The following is a 19,768-nucleotide window of genomic DNA, read 5'->3' on the forward strand; positions in this document are numbered from 1 at the left end:
ATTGCGAAAGCAGTTGGGGTTTTGTTTTGCCCGCAGGAAAGTTCGTACAGCATTACCGGACAGCTCCCGGCTGTCACCGTCTCCCGACAATGCTAAGGTTCGGTCCTAGCGTTTGTATTTTCCCAAGGAAGCCTTTATGCCGGACGCCACGTCCCTCAATGCTGCTTTTATGGTGGTTCAAAGCAACAGCCTGAATGAACTGCGCAGCCTGGTGATCAGCGTCATGCGGCGATATCCGCTGGCTCCCTTGGAAAATGAAATTGCCCTGGTGCAGAGCAATGGCATTGCGCAATGGCTTAAGTTGGCACTGGCCGAAGACCCGGAAGAGGATGACCTGGGCGGCTGTGGTATTGCAGCCGCCATCGACGTGCAGTTACCCGGCAGCTTCATGTGGCAACTCTATCGCATGGTCCTCGGACGGGATGAAATCCCGGTCAAATCGTTGCTCGATAAAGCCCCACTGACCTGGCGTCTGATGCGGCTACTTCCGCAACTGATCAACCAACCGCACTTCGAGCCGCTGCAGCGCTTCCTGACCCACGACACTGATCTGCGCAAGCGCTACCAGTTGTCTGAACGACTGGCGGATCTGTTTGACCAATACCAGGTCTATCGAGCCGACTGGCTCGAAGACTGGGCAGAAGGCCGTCACCAACTACGCAACGGCAGAGGCGAAGCCAAACCCCTGGCCCCGGCGAACTGCTGGCAAGCGGAATTATGGCGTGCGCTATTGCTGGATGTGGGTGAGGAAGGCATGGCGCAAAGCCGAGCCGGTGTTCATCAGCGGTTTATCGAACGCATCAACAGCCTGGACGTCGCACCCAGCGGATTGCCTTCGCGGGTGATCGTTTTCGGGATTTCCTCTCTACCGGCTCAAGCCCTCGAAGCGCTCGCCGGGCTGGCCCGTTTCAGTCAGGTTCTGCTGTGCGTACATAACCCATGTCGTCACCATTGGGCCGACATCGTCGCCGATAAAGACCTGCTGCGGCATCAATACAAACGCCAGGCCCGCAAGAGCGGAATGCCGGTTGTGCTCGACCCGCAAACGCTCCACCAGCATGCCCATCCGCTGTTGGCTGCCTGGGGTAAACAGGGGCGCGACTACATCAATCTTCTCGACAGTTACGACGACCCCAATAGCTATAGTTCGGCATTTCGTGATGGGCGCATCGACCTGTTCAGCGACAATCAGCCACAGAACATGCTCAACCAATTGCAGGACGATATTCTCGAACTACGTCCCCTGAACGAAACGCGCGCGTGTTGGCCAGCCGTCGATCTGGAGCAGGACGAATCAATCCGTTTTCACATCGCACACAGTGCTCAACGTGAAGTAGAAATTCTCCATGATCAGTTGCTGGCACGCTTCAGCGCTGACCCTGACTTAAGGCCCCGCGACATCATCGTGATGGTCCCGGACATCGACAGTTACGCACCGCATATTCGAGCAGTGTTCGGTCAACTTGACCGACAGGATCCACGCTTCATTCCGTTCACGCTCGCGGACCAAGGCCAGCGTGGCCGCGATCCGCTGCTGATTGCTGTCGAACACCTGCTCAAGCTCCCCGATAGCCGTTTCCCTGTCAGCGAGATCCTCGACTTGCTGGACGTTCCAGCGCTACGTGCCCGCTTTGGCGTCGTGGAGCGTGACCTGCCAACGCTGCATCGCTGGATCGAAGGGGCTGGCATCCGCTGGGGAATGAATGCCGAACAGCGTGCGGGTTTGGGATTGCCTGAAGCGCTGGAGCAAAACAGTTGGCGATTCGGCCTGCGCCGGATGCTGCTGGGTTATGCCGTGGGCAACGCCAATGCATGCGAAGGCATCGAGCCTTATGACGAAATTGGCGGCCTGGATGCCGCACTCATTGGGCCGTTGGTGGCGCTGCTGGATGCGCTGGAAATCGCCCACCAGGAACTGGCTCAACCTGCACCGCCCAAAGAGTGGGGCGTGCGCTTGCAAGCACTGGTGCAGCTGTTCTTCCAGGCAAGCAATGAGCACGACGACTACTTGCTGGCCCAGCTCGAAGAACTGCGTGAAACCTGGCTCGACACCTGCGATTCCGTAGGTTTACACGACGAATTGCCGTTAACCGTCGTTCGCGAAGCCTGGCTGGCGGGACTGGATCAGGGCCGTCTGTCTCAGCGTTTTCTGGCGGGTGCCGTCAACTTCTGTACCTTGATGCCCATGCGTGCGATCCCGTTCAAACGGGTTTGTCTGCTTGGCATGAATGACGGGGACTATCCCCGCGCGCAACCGCCGCTGGATTTCGATCTCATGGGCAGTGATTACCGCCCTGGCGATCGATCCCGCCGCGAAGATGACCGCTATCTTCTGCTGGAGGCGCTGCTGTCGGCGCGCGATCAGCTCTACATCAGCTGGGTTGGCCGCAGCATTCGCGACAACAGTGAGCGCCCGGCCTCAGTCCTGATTGGCCAGTTACGTGACCATCTCGCCAGCGGCTGGCGACTGCGCAATGAAGGCGAGAACCTGCTGAAGGCCATGACTCAGGAGCACCCTTTGCAACCCTTCAGCGCTCGCTACTTTCATGAAGGTGACGCGCTGTTCAGCTACGCCAATGAGTGGCAAGTTCTTCATCAGGTCACTGACCAAACGGCCGGTGCCGAAGTGTTGGAGGCCTACGCGCAGGAGGAGCCACTCAGCCTTGGTCAATTGCAGGATTTCCTGCGCAATCCCGTGCGACATTTTTTCAGCCAGCGGCTCAAGGTGTTCTTCGAGGCGGCTGAAGTGCCCTTGGCCGATGAAGAACCCTTCGTTCTCGATGCGCTGCAACGCTATAGCCTCAGCGACAGCTTGCTGGCTGCTGCTTTGGGGAAAATTGATCAAGCCGATCAGGCACTTGAAGATCAGGCAAAACGCTTGCAAAACAGCGGACTACTGCCCATGGCTGGTTTCGGCGAATGTCTGCAGCGTGAATTGATCGAACCGCTGCCGAATCTGCTGCAACGCTATCAACAGCTCCTGGCGCTATGGCCGACACCGCTTGCCAGTGCTCTGCCGGTGGCGCTTGAGTTGGAAGGACTGCGTCTGGAAGGTTGGCTCAGTGGTCTGCATCAACGAGCAGACGGCGGATTGCTCTCGGTCACGACCATCCCCAACAGCATTGGCTCAGTCAAGAACCGTAAATGGCACCGCTTGACGCGGCCTTGGGTCAATCATCTGGTGGCCTGCGCCAGCGGCATACCGATATCTACCGCACTGGTCGCCAGCGACGACAGCCTGCTGCTGGAACCGCTGGAGAAGGGCGCAGCACTTCAAACGCTGGGACACCTCCTGCAAGCCTGGCGTGCGGGTATGCGTCAGCCACTGCCAATTGCAGTCAAAACAGCTTTCGCCTGGCTTGGCCAGACCGATCCGCTGAAAGCCGACGCCGCTGCACGTAAAGCCTATGAAGGCGATGGCCAGTCCACTGACGGTGAACGCCGTGAAACCCCTGCACTCACCCGGCAGTTTGCTGACTTCGATGCGCTGATTGCTGACGAAACGTTCCCCGACTGGTGCAACGCCTTGTACAAACCGATGCTTGAAGCCCCCTGGCGTTCATTGACCAGCGAGGAGGCTCGTTGATGACCACAAAAACACCACTGGCGCTGGCATTCCCACTGCGCGGCAGCCAACTGATCGAAGCCAGCGCCGGGACCGGCAAGACCTTCACCATTTCCGCGCTTTATCTGCGCCTCGTCCTTGGCCACGGTGGTGAGGCGAGCGGTTTCGGGCGTGAATTGTTACCGCCGCAAATCCTTGTTGTGACATTCACTGATGCCGCCACCAAAGAGTTGCGTGAACGTATCCGCACTCGCCTGGCCGAGGCCGCGCGGTTTTTCCGCGATGAGACGAAGGCGCCGGATAGCCTCATTTCTGATTTGCGTGAGCAGTACCTGCCCGAACAATGGTCCGGCTGCGCAAACCGTCTGGACATCGCCGCGCAATGGATGGATGAGGCTGCCGTCTCGACCATTCACAGCTGGTGTCAGCGCATGCTGCGCGAACATGCGTTCGACAGCGGCAGCCTGTTTACCCAGACCCTGGAAACCGATCACAGCGATTTGCTGGGCGAAGTCCTGCGCGATTACTGGCGCTTGTTTTGTTACCCGATGCAAGGCGATGCGTTGAATTGGGTGCGTAGCAATTGGGGCGGTCCGGCGGCGTTGCTGCCGCGGGTGCGAGGGTTGTTTGCCAGTGAGCGTGACCGAGTTGAGGATAAAGAGCCTGCCGAGCTGATCAGCGAATGCTTGCAGGAGCGGCGAGTCGCCTTGCTCGAACTCAAGAAGCCTTGGTGCCAATGGGCGGACGAGCTGCTTGTCATTTGTCACCAGGGCGTGGCGAGCAAGAGCGTCGACGGTCGAAAGATGCAGGCGCGCTATTTCGAACCCTGGTTCGAAAAAATCAAAGCCTGGGCCGAAGATGAATCCCTTGAGCAACTGGATATCAGCACCGGCTTCACTCGCCTGACACCTGATGGCATGGACGAAGCCTGGAAGGGCGAAGCGCCTCGCCATCCAGGATTGGACGCGATGGCCGGCCTCAAGGCCAACCTTGACGAACTGCCAACCCCCGATGCTGCCGTTTTGCAGCATGCCGCTCACTGGGTCGGAGCACGTTTCGAGGAAGAAAAGCGTCGCCGCGCAGAGATGGGTTTCGATGACATGCTGCTGCGCCTGGATGCGGCCTTGCAGTCCGAGGGCGGCGAGCGCCTGGCCACCTTGATTCGCGAGCAGTTCCCTGTTGCATTGATCGACGAGTTTCAGGACACCGACCCGGTGCAATACCGGATCTTCGAAAGCATCTATCGCATCGAAGACAACAATCCAGAGAGTGGTCTGTTCCTGATCGGCGATCCGAAGCAGGCGATCTATGCGTTCCGTGGCGCCGACATCTACACCTACCTGCGCGCCCGTCAGGCCACCACCGGTCGACTGCATACACTGGGCACCAACTTCCGCTCCAGCCATGGCATGGTCAGCGCGGTGAACCATGTGTTCGAGCGTGCCGAGTCTCGTGAACTGGGGCGCGGCGCGTTTCTGTTTCGGGAAAAAAACGGCGAAAATCCTGTGCCGTTCCAGCCCGTTCAATCCCAGGGGCGCGACGAGGTTCTGCACGTGGAAGGCCAGGTGGTCCCGGCCCTGAACATCTGGCATCTATCCGCAGATCAGCCACTGTCGGGTGCTGTGTACCGGCAGAAACTGGCCGCTGCGTGCGCCAGTGAAATCACTGCATTGCTCAACGCAGGACAACAAGGGCGAGCGGGTTTCACCGAGGACGGCAAGGACTTCAGAGGCCTGCTGCCAGCGGACATCGCAATCCTCGTGCGCGATGGCAAGGAAGCTCAAGCCGTTCGCAGCGAACTGTCGGCGCGCGGTGTGCGCAGCGTCTATCTGTCGGACAAGGACTCGGTATTCGCCGCACAAGAAGCTCACGATGTGCTGACCTGGCTCAAGGCCTGTGCGGAGCCCGATGCCGAGCGGCCACTGCGAGCCGCGCTGGCCTGCATCACGCTGGATCTGTCGCTGGCCGAACTGGAGCGATTGAATCAGGACGAACTGGCCTGGGAAGCCCGGGTCATGCAGTTTCGTGGGTATCGCGAACTCTGGCGCAAGCAAGGTGTGCTGCCGATGCTGCGACGCCTGCTGCATGACTTCCAGTTACCCCAGGCATTGATCGCGCGCAGCGATGGGGAGCGAGTACTGACCAACCTGCTGCACCTGTTCGAATTGCTGCAGCAGGCAGCGGCCGAGCTCGATGGCGAGCAAGCGCTGATTCGTCATTTGTCCGAGCATCTGGCGTTGTCCGGCCAGGCCGGTGAAGAGCAAATCCTGCGACTGGAGAGCGACGAGCAATTGGTCAAGGTCGTGACCATCCACAAGTCCAAGGGCCTTGAGTATCCCTTGGTGTTTCTGCCCTTCATTTGTTCGGCGAAACCGGTGGATGGCAGCCGTTTGCCGCTGCATTACCACGACGCAGACGGCAAGGCTCAAGTGACGTTGAAGCCGACTGCCGAATTGATTGCCCTGGCCGATGACGAGCGTCTGGCCGAGGACCTGCGATTGCTTTATGTCGCCCTGACCCGCGCGCAACACGCGTGCTGGCTCGGCGTGACGGATCTCAAACGCGGCAACAACAACAGCTCGGTGCTGCACCTGTCAGCGTTGGGTTACTTGTTGGGAGGTGGGTTGCCTTTAGCCGAGTCGGCAGGCTTGAAGCGCTGGCTGGAAGACGTGCAACAGGATTGCCCGGCGCTGATTTACGCTGAAGTACCCGACGCCACAGATGGGCTCTTCGATCCGCCGCAGAACCAGGCGACGTTGCTCGCACTGCGCATCCCCAAACGCAAGGCCAGTGAAAACTGGTGGATTGCCTCCTACAGCGCCTTGCGCATTGGCGACAGTTTGAGTGTGGGCAGTGACGAAGCCCCGGAGAGCCCGCAGGCGCAAAAGCTCTTCGACGACGAACGCCTCGATCCGCAAGCACCACGAGAAGTGATGGCCGGTGGCGGTGATATCCACCGATTCCCCCGTGGCCCGAATCCCGGCACCTTTCTCCATGGCTTGCTGGAATGGGCCGGTGACGAAGGTTTTGCCGCTGCCCCGCAAGCCGTCGAAGACGCCATTGCCCGCCGTTGCAACCGCCGTGGCTGGGAAGGCTGGATCACCACGCTGAGCGATTGGCTGCAACATTTGCTCAAGTCCCCGCTGCACCTCGGCGACGGGCAGGCACCGGTCATTTTCGAGCAATTGACCCAGTACCGCGTCGAGATGGAGTTCTGGTTCGCCAGCCATAAAGTCGACGTGCTCAAACTGGATGAATTGGTGCGTCAGCACACCCACAACGGCGTCGCCCGAGTGGCTGCCGAACCGGTCACGCTCAACGGCATGTTCAAGGGCTTTATCGACCTCACCTTCGAGCACGAGGGGCGCTACTACGTCGCCGACTACAAGTCCAACTGGCTGGGCGTTGATGACGCGGCCTATACCGAACAGGCCATGGAGCAGTCGATTCTCGATAACCGCTATGACCTGCAATACGTGTTGTACCTGTTGGCCTTGCACCGGCAACTCAAGGCACGTCTTGTCGACTATGACTACGATCGGCATGTTGGCGGGGCGCTCTATCTGTTCTTGCGTGGCACGCGTGCCGCCAGCCAAGGCGTGTATTTCGCCCGTCCACCCAAAGCACTGATCGAGCAACTGGACCGAATGTTCCAGGGCAAGCCAGAACCCAAGGCCGCCGAACCCGCCTGGGAACAGGGAGTACTGCTATGACCCGTACCTTCGCCGATTTGCTGCCCACACCCTTGGCGGCCGAAAGCCTGGCGGACCTGGCGCCGTTGAGTCGTGCCGATGACCTGTTGCTGTTGCTGACGCGCTGGGTTGAACGGGGCTGGTTGCGAGCGTTGGACAAGGCCTTCGTCGCCTTCCTTCATGAACTCGCTCCCGACGATGATCCATTGGTGCTGCTCGCTGCCGCCCTGACCAGTCACCAACTGGGCCACGGTCATGTGTGCCTGGATGTGTTCGAAACATTGAAAGAACCGGATTTCGCCCTGTCGCTGCCCCCTGAAGGTGATCTACACGGTGGCGCGATGGTGTTGCCGTCGCAATTGCTTGAAGCGCTGGACGGTGCCCATTGGTGCAAGGTTCTGGCCTCCAGCCCGCTGGTGGCCCTGGCGGCTGACAGTCGTGAAGCGGCGCAATCGCGGCCCTTGGTTTTATCGGGCAAGCGTCTGTACCTGCGCCGCTACTGGACTTACGAACGACGCATCGACGATGCCCTGCGCCTGCGCCTGGCTGAACAGGAAACAACGCCGAATGATTTGCCCCTGCGCCTGACCGGTTTGTTCGGCTCAGCCAAAACCGGTGACGTGATCGACTGGCAGAAACTCGCTTGCGCCCTGGCGACGCGCAGTGCGTTCAGTATCGTCACCGGCGGCCCGGGAACCGGCAAGACCACCACCGTGGTGCGTTTGCTGGCGTTGCTCCAGGCGCCCGCCGTGGAGGCTGGCAAACCGCTGCGCATCCGCCTGGCGGCACCCACCGGCAAAGCGGCGGCCCGACTGACGGAGTCCATCAGCCAACAGGTTCGTACCCTGGAAGTCGTCGAATCGGTTCGCGGCCAGATCCCGTCTGAGGTCACCACGGTGCACCGTTTGCTGGGCAGTCGACCCGGCACGCGACACTTCCGCCACCATGCCGGTAATCGCTTGCCACTGGATGTGCTGGTGGTGGACGAAGCGTCGATGATCGACCTGGAAATGATGGCCAACCTGCTGGATGCGATGCCGGCTCACGCGCGGCTGGTGTTGTTGGGGGACAAGGATCAACTGGCATCGGTGGAGGCCGGTGCGGTGCTGGGCGATTTGTGCCGGGATGCCGAGGCCGGTTGGTACAGCCCGCAGACACGCCAATGGCTGGAAGCGGTCAGTGGCGAAAACCTGGACACCAGTGGTTTGCAGGCCGACACCCAAGGCACTCATCCATTGGCCCAGCAAGTCGTGATGCTGCGCCACTCGCGCCGGTTCGGCGAGGGCAGCGGCATTGGGCAACTGGCGCGCTGGGTCAATCAGCAACAACCCGAACAAGCCCGCACATTACTGACGGCTCGAAGCCACGACGACGTGTTTTCCCTCTCGCTCAAAGGGGAGCACGATCGGGCGTTGGAGCGTTTGTTGCTCGAAGGACATGGCGACGGACCACAAGGTTATCGCCACTACTTGAGCCTTCTTCTCAATCAGCGGCCAGCGCTCGACAGCACGCTCGACGATCCGCGCTGGACCGAGTGGGCGCGTGAGGTGTTGCAAGCCTTCGATGCATTCCAGTTGCTGTGTGCCGTGCGCAAAGGCCCATGGGGCGTGGAAGGTTTGAATCAGCGAGTGACCGCCGCGTTGCTCAAGGCCGGGCTGATCGACAGTGATCAGCAGTGGTACGAAGGGCGACCGGTGTTGATGACCCGTAATGACTATGGCTTGGGGTTGATGAACGGTGACATCGGCATCGCCCTCAAACTGCCGGAGCGTGACGGGCCTGAGGCGGGGAAACAGGTTCTGCGTGTAGCGTTTCCGCGAAATGATGGTCAGGGCGGCGTGCGGTTTGTTCTGCCGAGCCGGCTCAATGATGTCGAAACTGTCTACGCCATGACCGTGCACAAATCCCAGGGCTCGGAATTTGCCCACACTGCGCTGATTCTGCCGGACGCCCTGAACCCGGTGCTCACCAAGGAGCTGATCTACACCGGGATTACCCGGGCCAAGCACTGGTTCACCTTGATCGAGCCTCGCGCCGGCGTATTTGAAGAGGCTGTTCGACGCAAGGTCAAGCGCTTGAGCGGGTTGATGCTGGAGCTGGAAGAAGGGGGTACACCGAGCGATTGAGGCGCGAGTTCCCGGCGCCAAAAAACCGTCCAAAGCACCGTAGTACGCGGCCTCGCGGGTGTTTCATCGCTATGCTATCGTGCGACATTATTTCGCTATGATCGAAGAGAATCACTGCATGAAGGTGGCTGCCTGGACGACAGGACGCGTCATTGGCGGCAAGCAAGTGTTGCTCGCTGGCCTACTCTGCTGGCTGTCCGGCGCCGTTTTTGCGCAGTCGCAAACGCCGGCGAGCATGGCTGACCAGCGTGCCCAATCGGTCACTCAAGTGGTGCTCGGCATTCTCAGTTACGCCCGCTGGCCCGTCGAACCTGCGCAACTGCGTTTGTGCGTGGTCGGCCCCACTGAATACACCGACGATCTGGTCAAAGGCACGACCCAGGCCACTGGCCGATCCGTCACCGTGCAACGCCTGCTGGCCGACAATCCGTCGATTGTCGGGGAGTGCGATGCGGTGTACATCGGCAAACTGATCGCTGATGAGCGCACTCGGCTGTTCGCCTCGTTGATCGGGCATCCGGTGCTGAGCATCAGCGAAAGTGACGATCAATGCACCGTCGGCAGTCTGTTTTGCCTGCGGGTCAGCGATGATCAAGTGTCCTTCGAGGTCAATCTCGACTCCGTCGCCCGCAGTGGCGTGCGCATTCACCCCAGTGTGTTGCAGCTGTCGCGCCGCAAGTCGGTAGCACCATGAGCCTGTTCAAACCCGATACTCGCCCAACCTTGCGTTCGGTCATCGGTCGCGGGCATCTGGTCGTCGCGCTGGTCGGTGTGGCCATGGCCAGTGTGTCGCTGACCCTGCTGGGCGTCTTGGCGTTGCGGGTCTATGCCGACCACAACCTGCACCTCATTGCGCGTTCGATCAATTACACCGTTGAAGCCGCCGTGGTGTTCAACGACAAAGCCGCCGCGACGGAAGCGCTGGCGATGATCGCATCCACCGAGGAAGTCGCCGATGCCCAGGTGCTTGACGCAAAAGGGCAGTTGCTGGCGCGCTGGCAGCGTTCGGAAAGCGGATTGCTCTCCGACCTCGAATCACAGATTGGCAAGATCATTCTGGAAAAGCCCATCGGTATGCCGATTGTTCATCAAGGCCGCGAAATCGGCAGCATCCAGCTCATAGGGCATGGCTACAGTCTGATGCGCTTTCTGCTCAGTGGTCTGGTGGGCATTGTCCTGTGTACGGCGATCAGTGCCTGGGTGGCACTGTATCTGGCGCGGCGGCAACTTCGCGGGATTACCGGTCCGCTGCGAAGCCTCGCCGCCGTTGCTCACGCCGCCCGCAGCGAGCGTGCATTCGACCGTCGTGTACCGCCCGCCGCCATCGCCGAACTGGACAATCTGGGCAACGACTTCAATGCCTTGCTCGACGAGTTGGAATCCTGGCAGACCCACCTGCAAAACGAGAACGAAACCCTGGCGCACCAGGCCAACCATGACAGCCTCACCGGATTGCCCAATCGGGCCTTTTTCGAAGGCCGCCTGATTCGTGCGTTGCGCAACGCCAACAAACTCAACGAGCGGGTGGCGGTGCTGTTTCTCGACAGCGACCGGTTCAAACAGATCAACGACAACTTCGGTCATGCGGCCGGTGATGCGGTATTGACGGCGGTAGCGACTCGCGTGCGTGCACAACTTCGTGAAGATGACCTGGTGGCGCGGCTGGGTGGCGATGAGTTTGCCGTGCTGCTGTCGCCGCTGCACAAGACCGAAGACGCCGAACGGATTGCCGACAAGATTCTCGCCAGCATGGAACTGCCGATCCCGTTGCCGGGCAATACCCAAGTGCTGACCTCGCTCAGTATCGGCATCGCCGTCTTCCCGGATCATGGCCTCACACCGGGCGCTCTGCTCCACGCCGCCGACGCGGCCATGTACCAAGCCAAGCGCGTCTCTCGTGGCGCGCAACACACGGCAGGGTCGGAGCATCCTGTCGCCGATGATCAAACCAGGAGCTGACTTCTTGTTATCGATGACCCCGCGTTCCCTGCGATTTTTCGCGATGACTGTGTTCATGGCCTTGCTGGCATTGACCGGCTGCCAGACGGCCCCGCAAAAGGGCCTGACGCCGGCGCAAATTGCCGTGCTGAAACAGCAAGGTTTTGAACTGACCGAGGAAGGCTGGGCATTTGGTCTGTCCGGCAAAGTCCTGTTCGGCAGTGACGACGACAGCCTGAACCCTGCCAGTACCGAAATCGTCGAACGCATTGGCAAGGCGTTGTTGGGTGTTGGCATTGAGCGCGTGCGGGTCGATGGCCACACCGATGCGTCAGGCAAAGAGGCCTATAACGAAAAGCTTTCCCTGCGCCGGGCGAAAAGTGTCGGCAAGGTGCTGACCACCGTCGGCATGCAAGAACAGAACATCCAGTTGCGCGGTTTCGGCAGCAGCGAACCGGTGGCGTCTAACGACAGCACAACAGGCCGCACCGAGAACCGCCGAGTGTCGATCGTGGTGAGCGCCGACTAGTCGGCGAACAACATTTCCCGACTTTCCCCCATCAACAGCCCTTGGTTCTGCTCAGTGACCGAACGGATGTAATCCCACAACAGGGTAATCCGCTTCAACTTGCGCCATGGGAATAGTATCGTCCGGGGAAATAATATTAAAAATCGGAGGCGCCTCCACTTTACGCAGGTAGTGTCGTTTTTGGTCTGAAAAAATTGGACGAGTTATCTGTCTTATAGGAGTTGGCGCTACTTTCAGTAGTGCCCTCTGCCCAAGCAGCCATTAGATAGCTCATTCATCGTCATCGTCATCCGATGAGATAGTCCCACTGCCACCTTGAACGAACGACTGACATCCTTCGTTGAATGATTGAGACGGTGTGCTACAGGAATCCTCATCAACAATCCCCTTTTCTTCGGCCCAGTCATACCCCGCTTGATGCCCTGAGCAGTCATCCGTGCATTCGTAGTCGTCAAACGTATCTGCAGATGCAATTGTGCTATTTAGCATCGATACAAGCAGCGCCATTGCATACAACGTTTTCATCGTCAACCTCGCTGTGAATTGTCAAACCAGTAAAGCAACTCCATAACTACCTGCTATCACGAGGTTTAGTGCCGTATTTTCCGGTGTACGGATTCATATTCCCTCTAGTGCTGTAGTTGTTGTTTCTAGTGGAGTCTGGATTTGTAGCATGGGAGGGTTGGACATACGTTCCATTACTTCGCGTATATCCACTGACGGTATGATCAGAGCGACTTCCATAGGAGTAACTAGATTTGTACGAAGATTGCCCGCCATAACTACTGCCACGAGCATATACATTTCCGGAAAGTGCTACTGCTGTAGCCACAATTACCAAAAACAACGTCTTTCTCATACAGTCTTCCTTTTTATGGGGGGTGGCTCAACGGCATCACTCCGAAGAGTTTGCGTGAGAAAAACTCGCTGGAGTACATTCAAGTAACGCACAACGTAGGCATGTCCTGTGGGCAGGGGTCTATATCTCACTTGCACGAAAAGCGTGAAGAAGATCGCCACTCCCCTCTCAAGCCCGATGTCTCTTACGAGTCAGCTGCGGCAGACTTCGCCGGGCCAGCTCCGAACTAACGGCTCGAAAGCGTTTTAGTCGTTGAGGAGGATAAATTTTCGTCGAGATTATCGATGGATTGGAGCAAGCGTTTATTGATAACTATCATTCGCTCTTGATTCTCAATGATCTTGGACAAGGCCATCCAGAACCCGCACGTAAAGCAGGCGCCAATGAAAATACCTACACCAATCAGAACACCATAAGGTCCCTGTCCGGAAAACGTGGAAAACGCACCCACAATTAGGGCCAGGACGACCAACAGACTCGAAAGGAAATCGAGCGTTCTGATAACCATGTCTTTCATGATTTTTCTCCTTGGACGCACTTTAAATATGGCTTAAAGATAGGAGTTCATCTCACAGCCATGCTCCAGCCTCATAAAGCACGGTTATGGAGCGAGCCGGTAAATAGCTGGGCTTGCCGCGTAGAACGTATGAGGAGTTTATAGGCGAGGGGAGTTCCAGCCTTTCATTTGGCGACAGCGCTTTAGCACTTCATGACAATCCATGACCTTTCATCTGGATTTGCGTATAGCGTTTCTTGAGTCAGATTTTACGTGGTAGCCATGCCTCTCTCCGGACGTACCGATCTGTCGTCAGCGGTGTTACAAGTTGCGTATCAACCGCTGTTACAAAGCATTGGTAAAGGACTGCTGGCCTCGTGACGATTTCGATACCTGATTCCTTGAAAATCCTCAGTCGGCGAACAACATTTCCCGACTTTCCCCCATCAACAACCCTTGGTTCTGCTCGGTTACAGCGCGGATGTAATCCCACAACAGGGTAATCCGCTTGAGCTTCCTCAGGTCCTCGCGGCAGTACATCCAGAACTGCCGCGTAATGTTGATCTCTTGCGGCAACACCGGCAGTAATCGTGAGTCCTGCGCCGCCAGGAAGCACGGCAGGATGGCCAGCGAGCGTCCCTGCTGCGCCGCCACGAATTGCGCGATCACGCTGGTGCTGCGCAGATTGGCGCTGGCGCCGGGCAGTACGTTTGCCAGGTACAACAGCTCCGAGCTGAACGCCAAATCGTCGACATAACTAATGAATGAATGCTTGCCCAGGTCTGCCGGGCGGCGGATCGGTGGATGTTTGTCGAGATACTCCTGGGTTGCGTACAGCTGCAACCGGTAGTCGCAGAGTTTGCAGCAGACATATGGCCCGTGTTCCGGGCGCTCCAGGGCGATGACGATGTCCGCTTCGCGCTTGGACAGGCTGATGAAGTGTGGCAGCGGCAGGATGTCGACGGAGATGGCCGGGTAGGCGTCGACGAAATGGCTCAGTTGCGGGGTGATGAAAAAGCTGCCGAACCCTTCCGTGCAGCCCATGCGTACGTGCCCGGAAAGCGCGACTCCCGATCCTGAAACCTGCTCGCAGGCCATGTGCAGCGTGCTTTCGATCGACTCGGCGTAACCCAGCAATCGCTGACCTTCTGCGGTCAGGACAAAACCGCTGGTCCGGGATTTCTCGAACAGCAACGTCCCCAATGAAGCTTCCAGCGAACTGATCCGTCGCGACACGGTGGTGTAGTCCACCGCTAGGCGCTTGGCCGCGGTGCTGGCCTTGCGGGTGCGGGCGACTTCGAGGAAAAACTTCAGGTCGTCCCAGTTCAGCGAGCCTAGCGAGGTGATGTTTTTTTGCATGATGGACCGGCTTTTATGTGCGTTCTTATTAGAAGTTTGCACATCTATACTCCAAAAACAGCTCCACAACCAATTCGCGGCACACGCCTCATCTCAAGGCGACTTACTCGCCTTGGCTCCCAAGATAAAAACAAGCATCCGGAGACCCACATGAACGCATCGCTCACGCCTAACGAAACCACCGTGCAGAAGGTCAAGCTGTTGATCGACGGCCAGTGGGTCGAATCGAAGTCCACCGAGTGGCACGACATCGTCAACCCAGCGACCCAGCAAGTGCTGGCCAAGGTTCCGTTTGCAACCACCGAAGAAGTCGATGCCGCCATCAGCGCCGCCCATCGTGCTTTCCAGACCTGGAAACTGACCCCGATCGGCGCGCGGATGCGCATCATGCTCAAGCTCCAGGCGTTGATTCGCGAACACTCCAAGCGTATCGCCGTGGTCCTCAGTGCCGAGCAGGGCAAAACCATCGCCGACGCTGAAGGCGACATTTTCCGCGGCCTGGAAGTGGTCGAGCACGCCTGCTCCATCGGCAGCCTTCAGATGGGCGAATTTGCCGAGAACGTGGCCGGCGGTGTCGACACCTACACCCTGCGTCAACCCATCGGTGTCTGCGCCGGCATCACCCCGTTCAACTTCCCGGCGATGATTCCGTTGTGGATGTTCCCGATGGCCATCGCCTGCGGCAACACCTTCGTGCTCAAACCGTCCGAACAGGACCCGATGTCGACCATGCTCCTGGTGGAACTGGCTATCGAGGCTGGCGTTCCGGCGGGCGTGCTTAACGTCGTGCATGGCGGCAAGGACGTGGTGGACGCGCTCTGCACGCACAAAGACATCAAGGCTGTGTCCTTCGTCGGTTCGACCGCCGTCGGTACGCACGTCTACGACCTGGCCGGCAAACACGGCAAACGCGTGCAATCGATGATGGGCGCGAAGAACCACGCCGTGGTGCTGCCGGACGCCAATCGCGAGCAAGCGCTGAATGCACTGGTCGGCGCCGGTTTCGGTGCCGCCGGTCAACGTTGCATGGCCACCTCCGTGGTGGTGTTGGTGGGCGCGGCCAAGCAATGGCTGCCGGATCTGAAAGCGCTGGCGCAGAAGCTGACTGTGAATGCGGGCAGCGAGCCGGGCACCGACGTGGGGCCGGTTATTTCGAAAAAAGCCAAGGCGCGGATTCTCGATCTGATCGAAAGCGGCATCAAGGAAGGCGCCAAGCTGGAGCTGGACGGTCGCGAGATCACGGTACCGGGTTACGAAAAGGGCAACTTTGTCGGCCCAACCTTGTTCTCCGGCGTGACCACCGACATGCAGATCTACACCCAGGAAATCTTCGGCCCGGTGCTGGTCGTACTGGAAGTGAATACGCTCGACGAAGCCATTGCGCTGGTCAACGCCAACCCGTTCGGCAACGGCACGGGCCTGTTCACCCAGAGCGGTGCGGCGGCGCGTAAATTCCAGAACGAAATCGACGTCGGCCAGGTCGGCATCAACATCCCGATTCCGGTGCCGGTCCCGTTCTTCAGCTTTACCGGTTCGCGCGGCTCCAAACTCGGCGACCTCGGCCCGTATGGCAAGCAAGTGGTGCAGTTCTACACTCAGACCAAGACCGTCACCAGCCGCTGGTTCGATGACGACAGCGTCAACGACGGTGTGAACACCACCATCAACTTGCGTTAAGGAGCCGGACATGAAAATCGCTTTTATCGGTCTCGGCAACATGGGCGCCCCGATGGCGCGCAACCTGATCAAGGCCGGCCACGCGCTGCGCCTGGTCGACCTGAACAAAACCGTGCTGGCTGAACTTGAGCAGTTGGGCGGCAGCATCAGCGCTTCGGCGCGTGAAGCGGCACAAGGTGCAGAACTGGTGATCACCATGCTGCCCGCCGCTGTGCATGTTCGCAGTGTGTGGCTGGGTGAAGACGGCGTTCTCGCCGGTATCGGCCAAGGCGTACCGGCCGTGGATTGCAGCACCATTGATCCACAGACCGCGCGTAATGTGGCCGCCGCCGCAGCCAAGCAAGGCGTGGCCATGGCCGATGCGCCCGTCTCTGGCGGCACCGGCGGTGCGGCGGCCGGCACGCTGACGTTTATGGTCGGCGCCACCCCGGAACTGTTCGCCACCCTGCAACCGGTGTTGGCGCAGATGGGCCGCAACATCGTCCATTGCGGTGAAGTCGGCACCGGGCAAATCGCCAAGATCTGCAACAACCTGCTGCTGGCGATTTCCATGGTCGGCGTCAGCGAAGCCATGGCGCTGGGTGATGCACTGGGGATCGACACGACCGTCCTGGCCGGGATCATCAACAGCTCGACCGGGCGTTGCTGGAGCTCGGAAATGTACAACCCGTGGCCGGGCATCGTTGAAACAGCGCCGGCCTCGCGCGGTTATACCGGTGGCTTCGGTGCCGAACTGATGCTCAAGGATTTGGGACTGGCCACGGAAGCGGCCCGTCAGGCGCATCAACCGGTGGTGCTCGGCGCAGTGGCCCAGCAGTTGTATCAGGCGATGAGTCAGCGCGGGGAAGGTGGTAAAGACTTCTCGGCGATCATCAACAGCTATCGCAAGCCGCAATAATCGCTTAACAGGTACTGCATGCCCTCATTGACCGGGAGATCACGTCGGGTGATCCCCCGGTTTTTTTGCATCAGGCAAACACGAAATACTTGCGCACGGTTTCAACCACTTCCCACGTGCCTTTCATCCCCGGCTCGATGACGAAAATATCGCCGGCGCGCAGATGGATCGGCTCTTTGCCTTCCGGGGTGATGATGCAGTAGCCCTCGCGGAAATCGCAGTATTCCCACTTCACATATTCCACATACCACTTGCCCGGCGTGCAGATCCAGGTGCCCATGATCTTGCTGCCGTCTTCGCTGGTGTAGGCGTTGAGGTTGACGGTGTGCGGGTCACCTTCGAGTTTTTCCCATTTGCAGGCGTCTAGTACCGGCAGTGGATGAGTATCGCGAAGGACGGTAATCGGTGCGGTCATGATGACTCCGGGCAGTGGGCTCAAGAACTGAAGTCGCACCCTATAGCCCCCATGCACCGGTCAGTTGTCTGAACTCGACATCCAGGTGTCCAGAAACGCGCAACACCTCAAAGACTTTCCAATGGGCAATCGGCCCTGGATTGTTCGAGGCTGGCGTCGAACGCGATCAATTGTGCGTGCTGGTGCGACAGCACGGTTATTCGCTCACTGATCTCGCGCTTTTTGGCATCGATGGCCTGACGCGCCAGTTCCCACGGCATTGACTGACCCTGATGGCCGGCGAAGCTCGCCTGCAATTCCTTGAGCCTGAAACCCAGTTGTTGGGCGCACTTGATAAAAATCAGCAGGTCGACACTTTGCTGGTCATAGACGCGGTATTTCCCTAAGCGCCGGGCCTCAGGCAGCAAGCCGATCGACTCGTAATGGCGGATGCTCTTGATCGTGGTGCCGGAGCGTTGCGCGGCTTGGCCGATGTACATGAAAAATCCTTTTTTGCCGTGGTACAGCCCCGCGCATTATCGGCAGACTCAGCGGCTGGCGATAGCCTGGGCTTGCAGCAGCCAGGCTTCACGCTGGACTGCGCTGGCGCCGAGAATCGGGCCGAAGGTGAGTGTGCGCCTGGGTTCGATACCGCAGAAGGCGAGGGTGGTTTTGCGGATCTGATGCAGCCCGGGCATGCGATACACCCAACGGTAATACCAGGGTGGCGTGTCCATGGTCACCAACAAATGCGCGCTGCGACCCCGCAACAATTTGTCGGGAAAGGCTTTGCCTTCACGGTACTTGAAAGCGAAACCGGGCAGGAACACTCGATCAAAAAAGCCCTTGAGCAAGGCCGGAATCCCGCCCCACCAGATTGGATAAACCAGCGTCAGATGCTGCGCCCACAGGATGTCGGCCTGCGCCTGACGCAAGTCGGCTTCCAGAGGTTGAACCTGTTGATAGCCATCACGTAGCACCGGGTCAAAGTCCATTGTGCCGAGAAACAACTGGCGGACTTCATGCCCGGCGCGCAACGCCGATTGAGCATATCGCTCGGCGAGTGCAGCGCAAAAGCTGTTGCTGGAAGGATGACCGAGAATCACCAGAATTCGTTTGCCCATCGTCTCTGTCCTTGAAGATGAAACCTCAAGGGTAAAGTCTGCCCCTCAGGGGAGAGTCAAGGTATGCAGAAGGGCTCTGGCATAACCGGGCAGCGTGGCAAAGTCCCGGGCACAGAGCAGGAGTTTGCGTTGGGCCCAGGGTTCTTGCAGTGCGATGCTCTGGAAAGGCTGTTCGCCGGACCAGCGCTCGACGGCTGCGAGGGGCACGATCGCCAGCCCCGCGCCCCGGGCGACCATGCGCATGACGCCATCAAAACCGTCGGCACGGATGCGGATTTTCAGGCGTACGCCAGCGTGCAGCGCTTGTGCTTCGAGGTACACGGCCAAGGCACTGCTGGCGTTCAGTCCTACGAAATCATGGTGCAGGGTGTCGCCGAAACTCAGGGATTCGCGGTCCGCCAACGGATGATCGCGGGGCAGCAGCAATACCAGCGGATCGTCGCGAAACGCACGGGTTTGCAGGTCATCGGTTTCCACGGCGTCGGAGACGATACCCAAGTCAGCCGCACCTTGACGCAAGGCGTGAGTGATGCGCGCACTGGGGAGTTCTTGAAGGTCGATGTCGAGATTCGGATGCTCGTGCAGGAAGTCCGCGAGCAACTCCGGCAGGTACTCGGTGATCGCCGTGGTGTTGCACAGCAACCGCACCTGGCCTTTGACCCCTTTGGCGTACTCGGCCAGATCCTGTTGCATGAGTTCGGCCTGTTGCAGCAGGGCTCGGGCGTGTTTGACCAAGGCTTTACCCGCCGACGTGGGCGTGACGCCGCGCCGGCCACGCTGCAGGAATTCGATACCGAGCGAAGCCTCCATGGCGCGGATTCTTGCACTCGCGGCTGCCAGCGACAGATGACTGCGCGCGGCGCCGGCGGTGATGTTGCCGCTGTCGAGGATGTTCAGGTAGAGGCGCAGGTCGGTCAGGTCGAAGTGCATGTTTTATCCCAAGATCGTTCCCACGCTCTGCGTGGGAATGCCTCACTGGACGCTTTGCGTCCGCTTCGGCAGGTGACGCGGAGCGTCACGGGCTGCATTCCCACGCAGAGCGTGGGAACGATCACTGCCTCTTGCTTGGCAAGAGGCTGACTCAGTATATGGCAGATTTTCAACTGACTCG

The 19,768-nt window shown here is 59.1% G+C and carries 15 protein-coding genes and 1 pseudogene; 8 read left to right on the plus strand and 8 right to left on the minus strand.

Annotated features, from left to right (window positions below):
- The first annotated feature begins 136 nt into the window (after positions 1–136).
- From recC to LOY55_RS03355, 6 genes are all read left to right on the plus strand, one after another.
- On the plus strand, positions 137–3,586 hold the full coding sequence (gene recC / locus LOY55_RS03330; RefSeq protein ID WP_223522667.1) for an exodeoxyribonuclease V subunit gamma: 3,450 nt from the start codon (positions 137–139) through the stop codon (positions 3,584–3,586).
- Positions 3,586–7,278: an exodeoxyribonuclease V subunit beta gene (recB, locus tag LOY55_RS03335; protein WP_223522668.1), complete on the plus strand. Its 3,693-nt coding sequence runs from the start codon at positions 3,586–3,588 to the stop codon at positions 7,276–7,278. The genes recC and recB overlap by 1 nt, the downstream gene beginning before the upstream one ends.
- Complete coding sequence (recD, locus tag LOY55_RS03340) at positions 7,275–9,383, plus strand: exodeoxyribonuclease V subunit alpha (RefSeq protein ID WP_223522669.1); 2,109 nt, start codon at positions 7,275–7,277, stop codon at positions 9,381–9,383. The genes recB and recD overlap by 4 nt, the downstream gene beginning before the upstream one ends.
- 118 nt (positions 9,384–9,501) lie before the next feature.
- Positions 9,502–10,077: a YfiR family protein gene (locus tag LOY55_RS03345; protein ID WP_046031840.1), complete on the plus strand. Its 576-nt coding sequence runs from the start codon at positions 9,502–9,504 to the stop codon at positions 10,075–10,077.
- Positions 10,074–11,342, plus strand: a complete 1,269-nt coding sequence (locus LOY55_RS03350) for a diguanylate cyclase domain-containing protein (RefSeq protein WP_223522670.1) — start codon at positions 10,074–10,076, stop codon at positions 11,340–11,342. Before LOY55_RS03345 ends, LOY55_RS03350 begins: the two co-directional genes overlap by 4 nt.
- A gap of 13 nt (positions 11,343–11,355) precedes the next feature.
- On the plus strand, positions 11,356–11,850 hold the full coding sequence (locus LOY55_RS03355; RefSeq protein WP_223522707.1) for an OmpA family protein: 495 nt from the start codon (positions 11,356–11,358) through the stop codon (positions 11,848–11,850).
- Here the strand turns inward: LOY55_RS03355 and LOY55_RS03360 are convergent.
- The 4 genes and pseudogenes from LOY55_RS03360 to LOY55_RS03375 form a co-directional block, all read right to left on the minus strand.
- Positions 11,847–11,954: pseudogene (locus tag LOY55_RS03360) on the minus strand (LysR family transcriptional regulator); the annotation flags it as partial. The gene LOY55_RS03355 and the pseudogene LOY55_RS03360 sit on opposite strands and share 4 nt — an antisense overlap.
- 166 nt (positions 11,955–12,120) lie before the next feature.
- A complete protein-coding gene (locus LOY55_RS03365; protein ID WP_077430930.1) occupies positions 12,121–12,375 on the minus strand; it encodes a hypothetical protein in 255 nt (84 codons plus the stop codon).
- A 560-nt stretch (positions 12,376–12,935) separates the two neighbouring features.
- Positions 12,936–13,226, minus strand: coding sequence for a hypothetical protein (locus tag LOY55_RS03370; RefSeq protein WP_109787503.1), 291 nt, complete (start codon positions 13,224–13,226; stop codon positions 12,936–12,938).
- 390 nt (positions 13,227–13,616) lie between these two features.
- Positions 13,617–14,564: a LysR family transcriptional regulator gene (locus tag LOY55_RS03375; RefSeq protein ID WP_046031845.1), complete on the minus strand. Its 948-nt coding sequence runs from the start codon at positions 14,562–14,564 to the stop codon at positions 13,617–13,619.
- 150 nt (positions 14,565–14,714) lie between these two features.
- Here LOY55_RS03375 and LOY55_RS03380 point away from each other — a divergent pair, with 150 nt between their 5' ends.
- Both LOY55_RS03380 and mmsB read left to right on the plus strand, forming a co-directional pair.
- Positions 14,715–16,241, plus strand: coding sequence for a CoA-acylating methylmalonate-semialdehyde dehydrogenase (locus LOY55_RS03380; RefSeq protein WP_046031846.1), 1,527 nt, complete (start codon positions 14,715–14,717; stop codon positions 16,239–16,241).
- Positions 16,242–16,251: 10 nt separating this feature from the next.
- Positions 16,252–17,139, plus strand: a complete 888-nt coding sequence (gene mmsB, locus LOY55_RS03385) for a 3-hydroxyisobutyrate dehydrogenase (protein WP_223522671.1) — start codon at positions 16,252–16,254, stop codon at positions 17,137–17,139.
- Between the two features lie 70 nt (positions 17,140–17,209).
- Here mmsB and LOY55_RS03390 read toward each other — a convergent pair whose 3' ends face one another.
- The 4 genes from LOY55_RS03390 to LOY55_RS03405 form a co-directional block, all read right to left on the minus strand.
- Complete coding sequence (locus LOY55_RS03390) at positions 17,210–17,554, minus strand: cupin domain-containing protein (protein ID WP_007946320.1); 345 nt, start codon at positions 17,552–17,554, stop codon at positions 17,210–17,212.
- 107 nt (positions 17,555–17,661) lie between these two features.
- Positions 17,662–18,033, minus strand: coding sequence for a MerR family transcriptional regulator (locus LOY55_RS03395; RefSeq protein ID WP_223522672.1), 372 nt, complete (start codon positions 18,031–18,033; stop codon positions 17,662–17,664).
- Between the two features lie 48 nt (positions 18,034–18,081).
- Positions 18,082–18,657: an NAD(P)H-dependent oxidoreductase gene (locus tag LOY55_RS03400; RefSeq protein ID WP_109787501.1), complete on the minus strand. Its 576-nt coding sequence runs from the start codon at positions 18,655–18,657 to the stop codon at positions 18,082–18,084.
- A 45-nt stretch (positions 18,658–18,702) separates the two neighbouring features.
- Positions 18,703–19,587 (minus strand): LysR substrate-binding domain-containing protein, encoded by an 885-nt coding sequence (locus LOY55_RS03405; protein WP_109787500.1) that lies wholly within the window; start codon positions 19,585–19,587, stop codon positions 18,703–18,705.
- Positions 19,588–19,768: the final 181 nt, after the last annotated feature.

It is taken from the genome of Pseudomonas sp. B21-040, from assembly GCF_024748695.1.
Lineage (GTDB): Bacteria > Pseudomonadota > Gammaproteobacteria > Pseudomonadales > Pseudomonadaceae > Aquipseudomonas.